The organism is Pseudogemmobacter faecipullorum, assembly GCF_020539525.1.
Taxonomy (GTDB): domain Bacteria; phylum Pseudomonadota; class Alphaproteobacteria; order Rhodobacterales; family Rhodobacteraceae; genus Pseudogemmobacter; species Pseudogemmobacter faecipullorum.
On the sequence record NZ_JACDXX010000086.1, the window covers coordinates 1 to 649 of the forward strand.

Below are 649 nucleotides of genomic sequence, written 5' to 3' on the forward strand. Positions count from 1 at the left end.
TCGAAACCGTCAACCACTTCAGCAATGCCGTCAGCGCCCTGCCGCAAATTGTCGAGTGCCACCTGATGGCGGGCGATTGCGACTTTCTGCTGCGCGTTGTGGCCCGCGATCTCGATGACTATCGGCACCATCGAGGACGAGACCGGAACCGCGAATGTCGTGGTCTGGAAGAAGGTCTATGAGGCGTTCCGCGCCGCCGTGGTTGCTGGACGGCTGTTGCGGGTGACGGGCAGGATCGAGCGTGACGGGCAGGTGACCCATCTGATCGCCGAACGCATCGAGGATCTGTCGGTCCGGCTTTCCACCATCGGGCATCAGCTGCGGATCGGGGCTGAGTCTGAGAGGGCAGGGGAGACCGTCAGGCCCACCCGAACAGTTGGCAGGGCGCGGCACCCGAGGGAGCAGGCGAAGAAGCTGTTCCCGAGCAGGGACTTCCATTGACGGCGGAGACTGCGGATTTGACATACGGTGTTGTGAGAGCTGCGCAGCTATGGTGCCGGTCCAATGAGGTCGCCGACCGGGGGGAGTGTCTGAAAGTCTGTGTATCTGATCGGGGCCACGCGGTTATCAGATACGGTCAGGCGTCGAAACGCCCGGTGAACATTATGGCCAGCTGATTGCGGGCCGCAACCCATTCCCGGACAGCGCG

At 62.7% G+C, this 649-nt stretch carries 2 protein-coding genes; both read left to right on the forward strand.

What is annotated here, in order from left to right; all coding sequences use genetic code 11:
- The first annotated feature begins 38 nt into the window (after positions 1-38).
- Positions 39-182, forward strand: coding sequence for an Lrp/AsnC ligand binding domain-containing protein (locus H0485_RS22135; protein WP_494338146.1), 144 nt, complete (start codon positions 39-41; stop codon positions 180-182).
- Complete coding sequence (locus H0485_RS21305; protein WP_354002476.1) at positions 115-441, forward strand: OB-fold nucleic acid binding domain-containing protein; 327 nt, start codon at positions 115-117, stop codon at positions 439-441. Before H0485_RS22135 ends, H0485_RS21305 begins: the two co-directional genes overlap by 68 nt.
- Positions 442-649 lie beyond the last annotated feature (208 nt).

What these genes read in the sequence shown, in the direction of transcription:
- H0485_RS21305 (WP_354002476.1), top strand. Translation starts at nt 115, where the DNA reads ATGACTATCGGCACCATCGAGGACGAGACCGGAACCGCGAATGTCGTG.